Annotated in this window: 6 protein-coding genes; 2 read left to right on the top strand and 4 right to left on the bottom strand. The window is 58.8% G+C overall.

Annotated features, from left to right (window positions below; all coding sequences use genetic code 11):
* Positions 1–77: 77 nt before the first annotated feature.
* From HB376_RS38555 to mgrA, 3 genes are all read right to left on the bottom strand, one after another.
* Positions 78–1,475 (bottom strand): amino acid permease, encoded by a 1,398-nt coding sequence (locus HB376_RS38555; protein WP_213768938.1) that lies wholly within the window; start codon positions 1,473–1,475, stop codon positions 78–80.
* 345 nt (positions 1,476–1,820) lie between these two features.
* Complete coding sequence (locus tag HB376_RS38550; protein WP_213768937.1) at positions 1,821–2,591, bottom strand: ferredoxin--NADP reductase; 771 nt, start codon at positions 2,589–2,591, stop codon at positions 1,821–1,823.
* A 617-nt stretch (positions 2,592–3,208) separates the two neighbouring features.
* A complete protein-coding gene (gene mgrA, locus HB376_RS38545; protein WP_213768936.1) occupies positions 3,209–4,252 on the bottom strand; it encodes an L-glyceraldehyde 3-phosphate reductase in 1,044 nt (347 codons plus the stop codon).
* A 249-nt stretch (positions 4,253–4,501) separates the two neighbouring features.
* Here mgrA and HB376_RS38540 point away from each other — a divergent pair, with 249 nt between their 5' ends.
* Positions 4,502–5,332, top strand: a complete 831-nt coding sequence (locus tag HB376_RS38540) for a mechanosensitive ion channel domain-containing protein (RefSeq protein ID WP_213768935.1) — start codon at positions 4,502–4,504, stop codon at positions 5,330–5,332.
* A gap of 33 nt (positions 5,333–5,365) precedes the next feature.
* Complete coding sequence (locus HB376_RS38535) at positions 5,366–5,569, top strand: DUF3185 family protein (RefSeq protein WP_213768934.1); 204 nt, start codon at positions 5,366–5,368, stop codon at positions 5,567–5,569.
* A gap of 19 nt (positions 5,570–5,588) precedes the next feature.
* Here the strand turns inward: HB376_RS38535 and HB376_RS38530 are convergent, their stop codons facing one another.
* On the bottom strand, positions 5,589–6,353 hold the full coding sequence (locus HB376_RS38530; protein WP_213768933.1) for a phytanoyl-CoA dioxygenase family protein: 765 nt from the start codon (positions 6,351–6,353) through the stop codon (positions 5,589–5,591).
* Between the last annotated feature and the right edge of the window lie 752 nt (positions 6,354–7,105).

Below are 7,105 nucleotides of genomic sequence, written 5' to 3'. Positions count from 1 at the left end.
CTTGCTGGACCCGGCTAAAAAATATGCAAACTTAATTCTGCAACAGTCTCTAAGCGACTGCGTTCAAACTCGGTGCGTCACTCCACTCCGCGCCCCAGTTTCGAATGCGAGCGCGAATAGCCGAAATAGATTGCCAGCCCGATTGCCAGCCACACCACGAAAGCAATCCACGTCACGGCCTTCAGGTTCAGCATCAGGAACAGGCAAGACGCGACCGCCAGCACCGGCACGACCGGCACGCCCGGGCAACGGAACGCACGCGGCAGATCAGGATGCGTGCGACGCAGGATCAGCACCGCGATAGACACCATCGAAAACGCCGCCAGCGTACCGATATTGATCAGTTCCGCCAGCACGTTGAGCGGCACGAGCGCACCGATCAGCCCGAAGAACAGACCCACGAGCCACGTCGTAAAGAACGGCGTGCCGAATTTCGGATGCACCGTCGACAGACGCGCGGGCAGCAAGCCATCGCGGGACATCGCGTAGATGATGCGTGTCTGGCCGTAGCTCATCACCAGAATCACGGTCAGCATGCCGAGCACCGCGCCCAGATCGATGAAACCCGCCACCCACGTCTGCCCCACGACCTGCAGCGCGTACGACACCGGATGCGAGACATTGGCGAACTGCGCCGCCGGGACGATGCCGGTCACCACGGCGGCCACCGCCACATAAAGCACGGCACACACGGCCAGCGACGAAATGATGCCGATCGGCAAATCGCGTTTCGGATTCTTCACCTCTTCTGCCGCCGACGACACCGAGTCGAAGCCGATAAACGCAAAGAACATCACGGCCGCTGCGCCGAACACGCCGTTCCAGCCGTTGGGCATGAACGGATGCCAGTTCGCCGGCGTGACGTGGAACACGCCAACGCCAATCACCATCACCACGACCGCGACCTTGATCGCGACCATCACGTTGTTCACGCGCGCCGACTCCTTGATACCGATCGACAGCAACGCCGTGATCACCATCATGACGAGAAACGCGGGCAAGTTGAACAAGGTGAGATGCCCGGGCACGGCGCCCGGCGCGGCTGTGAGCACGGTAGGCAACCCAATGCCGAAGCCTGACAGCAGCGACTGCAGATAACCCGACCAACCGACCGACACGGCGGAGGTCGCCAGCCCGTATTCCAGCATCAGGTCCCAGCCGATGACCCACGCGGCCAATTCGCCGAGCGTGGCATACGAATAGGTATAGATGGACCCGGCGACGGGAATTGTCGATGCAAACTCCGCGTACGCTAGCGCCGCGAGAGCACACGCAATGGCCGCGAGAATAAACGACACCATCAGTGCCGGACCGGCTTGCACTGCGCCGGTCCCGGTGAGCACGAAAATCCCCGTGCCGATAATTGCGCCGACGCCCAGAAACGTCAGATCGAGCGCCCCCAGCGTTTTTTTGAGTCCAGCGCGTTGCGCGCCGGCGAGCATGTGCTCGATGCTTTTCTTACGGAACAGGGACATGAACGATGACTCCTCAAACCTCGAGCGCGGCGCGCCAAATCGATTGGAAAACCCGCGATTTTATCGGATTGAGGAAGTTAAGCGTCGCAAAACGTTGCACACAAGTGAATTTTGACTTCCCAGCATCAGCGCAATTTTTCTAAAAACGTTTGAAAATTGCGTATCAGCGCTGATTTGAGCTGAAGTTAGCTTTTGTAAGCTGAATCAATAGTAAAAGCCACTTTTTAGGACATCTTGTCGCAACGCGGAATTGCATATCGCGATTGGTTGATCGACCGCCCAAATGAAAAAACCGAAGCACAAGGGCTTCGGTTTTTGTTTTCCAGCACGCCAGCAACGCCGGGTTCAGCCGACGAAGGCCTTCTCCACGACGTAATGTCCCGGATGATTGTTGCTGCCTTCCTGGAAGCCCATTTCATCGAGAATCTGACGCGTGTCGCGCAGCATGTGCGGGCTGCCGCAAAGCATGACGCGATCGTTTTCCACGGAGAAGGGCGCCACGTCCAGATCGGCGAACAGCTTCTTCGTTTCGATCAGGTCCGTGATCCGGCCGCGATTGGCAAACTCTTCGCGAGTCACCGTCGGGTAATACACCAGCTTTTCCTGGATCAGCTCGCCCAGATGCTCGTGCGCCGGAAGGTGATCAGTGATGAAATCCTTGTACGCGAGTTCATCGACGAAACGGCAGGTGTGCGTGAGCACGATCTTGTCGAAACGATCGTAGACGTCCGGGTCCTTGATGATCGACATGAACGGCGCCAGGCCCGTGCCCGTCGACAACAGCCACAGCGTCTTGCCGGGCAGCAGATTGTCGGCGATGAGCGTACCCACCGGCTTCTTGCCGATCAACACCGGATCGCCGACCTTCAAATGCTGAAGACGCGATGTCAGCGGACCGTCCTGCACCTTGATGCTGAGAAATTCCAGGTGCTCTTCGTAATTCGCGCTCGCCAGGCTATAAGCGCGGAGCAGCGGCTTGCCATCGACTTCCAGGCCGACCATGGTGAACTGGCCGTTTTCGAAACGGAACGCGGAATCGCGCGTGCAAGTGAAGCTGAACAGCGTGTCGGTCCAGTGATGGACGCTTAGAACGGTTTGAGGATTAAGGTTGCTCATGGCTTCATGGATAGTGCGGAATCAGGGCGGCGCAGCAGTGCGTTCCGGCGGCCGTTGTTGGCTAACTCAGGCTCGATTCCGGCGACAACACCTCGAAGGCGCGACGAAAGCAATGCGTGATGCTAAAGCGGAATTTCCGGCGACATGCGAGAACCAGGCCGATAACGGCAAAGACCCGCGCGTTCGGAGCGAATGTTCCGCATTCCCCGCTTGCCTCACGCGTAATCGGTTATTTTACCGCACACGCGATTTCTGGGTTTGAAGCGCGCTCTTTCGACAAGCAGCACAGGAATGACCAGCCGCCGCCAGCTCGTCCGGACGCCACGCTTAGGGCATAAAAGTCGGACAACGAACTTGATCGCAAACGAAGACGAAGCAAGCGTTCCGGAGTCCGCATGATAACAACCCGTGCGGGCAGCAAGGCAAAGGCCCTGCTGCCGTCAGGCTGGTTTTTTGCGAGGCGGAAAGACAGTCGGCACCGGCATTGCCAGCCGGTGTTCACCTTGACGTTGCAGCCAACGCCGCGCCGGCCGTCAGTATCGAAGCAACGTTGCGGCTTCGATCAAGCGTCAGGGAACGCAGCGATAACCGCGCCCCTTATGCTCATCGGTGCGGATTCAGACCCGCTGATCCGTCGATGGCTTTTCCCACAGGTTGATCCCGCCTTCGGTCGCGTGCTGGTCGATTTCGGCGAGTTCTTCCTTCGAAAACTCCAGGTTCTTCAACGCGCCGACGTTCTCCGTCACTTGTTCCGGACGGCTCGCGCCGATCAGCACCGACGTCACGCGCCCGCCGCGCAACGCCCACGCCAGCGCCATTTGCGCAAGGCTTTGACCGCGCCGCTGGGCGAGTTCGTTGAGCTTGCGCACGTGCTCGATATTCTTCTCGCTCAAATGCTCCTGCTTCAGCGACCCGCCGCCCGGCTTGTTGACGCGCGCATCGGCGGGAATGCCGTTCAGGTATTTGCCCGTCAGCAGCCCTTGCGCCAGCGGCGTGAACGCGATACTGCCCGCCCCCACATCGTCAAGCGTATCGAGCAGATCTTCCTCGATCCAGCGGTTGAGCATGTTGTACGACGGCTGATGAATCAACAGCGGCACTTTATGCTCGGCCAGCAACTTCGCCATCTCGCGCGTTTTAGCCGACGAGTACGACGAAATGCCTACGTAAAGCGCCTTGCCCGAATGCACGGCGGTCGCGAGTGCGCCGGCGGTTTCTTCGAGCGGCGTGTCGGCATCGAAACGATGCGAGTAGAAAATGTCCACGTAATCCAGGCCCATGCGCTGCAGGCTCTGGTCCAGTGACGCCAGCACGTATTTCCGCGATCCGCCGCCCTGGCCGTACGGCCCCGGCCACATGTCCCACCCCGCCTTCGACGAAATCAGCAATTCATCGCGATACGGCCGGAAATCGTCCTTGAACAGACGCCCGAAATTCGTCTCTGCGCTGCCATACGGCGGGCCGTAGTTGTTCGCGAGATCGAAGTGCGTAATGCCGAGATCGAACGCGGTGCGCAGGATCTCGCGCTGCGTGGAGATCGGCGTGGTGTCGCCGAAGTTGTGCCAAAGACCCAGCGACAACGCCGGCAACTTCAGGCCGCTCTTGCCACAGGTGCGGTAAGCCATCTGCGAATAGCGTTCGGAAGCTGCTTCGTAAGCCATGACGGAATCCTCGAAATTGGTGAAGGGACAATGGGGGGTAAGCACAGGGCAAGCAACAATCGCGCGGGACATGTCGTCTGACGTGCACTGAGTCCGTCATGTTAGCGAATCGCGCGGATTCGCGTCAGGCTTGACCTGAAAGACTTCAAGGCTATCCCGATATTCGGGACCTGACCAAATGGCCAGCATGGGGAACGATTAGGGGGCGGACCCAGCCCAACCCTGTTCATTCGAATGAGGAGAAGTTTCATGGACCCGCTGGACAAACTACGCCCTGCCTACGATTTCTTATTGACGGCAGGCGTAACGTACGGATTCAACGTATTGATGGCTGTACTGATTTTGCTGGTTGGCTGGTGGGTATCGAACCGTGTGGCGAGTGCGGTGAAACGTGCGCTCGGCCGCACGAACGCGGACGCCACGTTCACGCCCGTCATGGCAAGCCTGGTGCAATGGGCTATACGGGTGGTCGCCATTGTTGCGGCGCTGGGCAAATTCGGCGTCGCGGCGGCCAGCATCCTGACCGTGCTTGGCGCGGCCGGACTGGCTATCGGGCTCGCATTGCAAGGCACGTTGCAGAACATTGCAGCCGGTTTGATGCTGTTGCTGCTGCGGCCGTTCAAGGTCGGCGACTACATTGAAGGCGCCGGCACGACCGCCGGGACCGTGAACGAAATCGGCCTGTTCACCACCCGTCTGACCAAAAGCGACGGCATCATCATGTTCGTGCCGAACAGCTCGATCTGGGCGAACCCGGTCACCAATTTCACCGCGAACGACCGCCGCCGAGTGGTGCTGAACGTGATCATCCCGGAAGATCAAAATATCGAGGAATCGCTGGCGTCGATACATAGGATTGTGGGAACCGATCCGCGCATCATCAACGACGACACGACCAAACCGTGGATCGCCGTCTCCGACTACACCGATACCGGCGTGAAACTGAACGTCGCCGTCTGGACGAACCGGACCGATTACGCGAACGTGCAGGCCGACTTGCTGCGTCAGATCAAGCCGAGCCTCAATCCGCCTGAGCCTCAACAAGCTGCCGCGGCGCTGGACGATCCGGCCAAGGCCTAATAAGCTTGCCGCCCGCACATTGAAGAGATTTTCATGACCAAGGCGATTTCCATTGCACTGATCGTAGGCGGCGTCGTGCTGCTGTATTTCGGCGGCCAGTCGTTCCATTCGCTCAGCAACGACGTCTCGCGCTTCTTCACCGGCTCGCCGACAAACAAGACGATCTGGTTGATCGCGGGCGGCGCGGTTGCCATGCTGGCCGGGTTGATCGGCCTGGCAATCCCGTCCAGGCGCTGACGCGTTCAGGCGTCAAGCGTCAAATAAGCGGCACGTCTTCCATCGACGCCGACCGTGTTCCCGGCAACGGCAAGTTGCTGGCGCCACGATAGGTGTAGACCAGCGAGAATTTCACCTGATCGGTGAGATTCTTGCCGGCCGAATGCAGCGTGTTGCAGTGGAAGAACACGACGTCGCCGGCATTCAGTTTCGGCGATACCGCGCTGCGAATCAGCACTTCGTTCTCGGGCAGGTCGGAACGGAAGAACTTGGCTTGATCGAAACGTTCGGACGTGAACGGCAACTTGTGCGACATCGGCACGAACCACAACCCGCCGTTCTCGACCGTCTCGTTACCCAGCGCAACCCACGCCGACACCAGGTCATCGCGCTCGAAATTCCAGTAACGCACGTCGCGATGCCAGCCGGTCAGGCTGCCGTAAGCCGGATGTTTCGTCATCACGCAGTTGTGATGCGCGCGGGAAAGCGTCGGCGTCTCGCCGAAATACACCTCCATCCAGCCGCGCACGTCGGGCGACGTGGCCCAGGCAGCGAATCGTGGATCGCGACCGTATGCGTCGAGCAAGCGTCGCACGGTATGGCCGCCGGGCGCGTCTTTCGAATTCGGCGCGCCGGGATATTGCAGGTCGGCTTCGAACTCCACCGGCGCCGCCGCTTCCACCAACTGCTGCCGCGCTACGTTACGCATGGCCTCGCAGCGCTCCGGCGTGACAAGGCCGGGCACCACCACGTAGCCGTTCTCACGCAACGCGCGGACTTGTTCCAACTTTGATTGATTCGGCATATCGACTCACAGGGAAAGCATCTGGCCGGCTGGCTTCATCAGACTGTAAGAAAACCGGCTAATTAGGGCGAATACATCGATTGTAAATCGCCGGGGCCGTCCAGCGTTCCATCCTGCGGCTTTCCGACCGTCGAACACCCGTGCGGGAAAATGCCGACTTCCGGCAGTAACATTTCTTCTATAACCTGCCGACGTGCATTGAGAGAGCCCATCGAAAATCCCTTTCGATGAAAATCTATTAAATAAGTGCGCGCTTCAAGCTCGCAACTTTTATTGTGTTCAATCGATCAAACTGTTGAACGCTTTTTTTGATCCGACTAATGTCGGGTTGCAGCCATTGCGAACCCGAGCCTGTGAAATCCATGAATATCCGTTTCACGAATCGTCTTACCCGTGCCGCCGTCCGCGCTGCACGTCCTGCCGGACGCAGCGTTGTCCGGGCCTTACGCCATCATTCCGCGCGCACTCAATTGCTCGCAGGACAATTCAGGAATACCCATCCTGTCGATGGCATTCGCTCCTGGTTTCACGGATTTTTTTCGAATCTGCGATTAAGGGCAGCATCGCGACAGGCTGCATTTAAAGCGCTATTGCGAAAACCGGCGCAATTACGCCCGCCCGTAGCGAAATTGAAATTGGCGCCCGGTGTAATTAATACGACAAGCCGCCGTCCGCGCAGGCTTTCGACCAGCGACGAATGGTTTGCGTTTGTTGCTCGCTAATTATTCCTGACAACGCGAAGCCGAAATCCA

This window comes from Caballeronia sp. dw_19 (assembly GCF_018449515.1).
In the GTDB taxonomy this organism is placed as follows: domain Bacteria; phylum Pseudomonadota; class Gammaproteobacteria; order Burkholderiales; family Burkholderiaceae; genus Caballeronia.
This window is presented reverse-complemented; position numbering and strand designations above follow the sequence as displayed.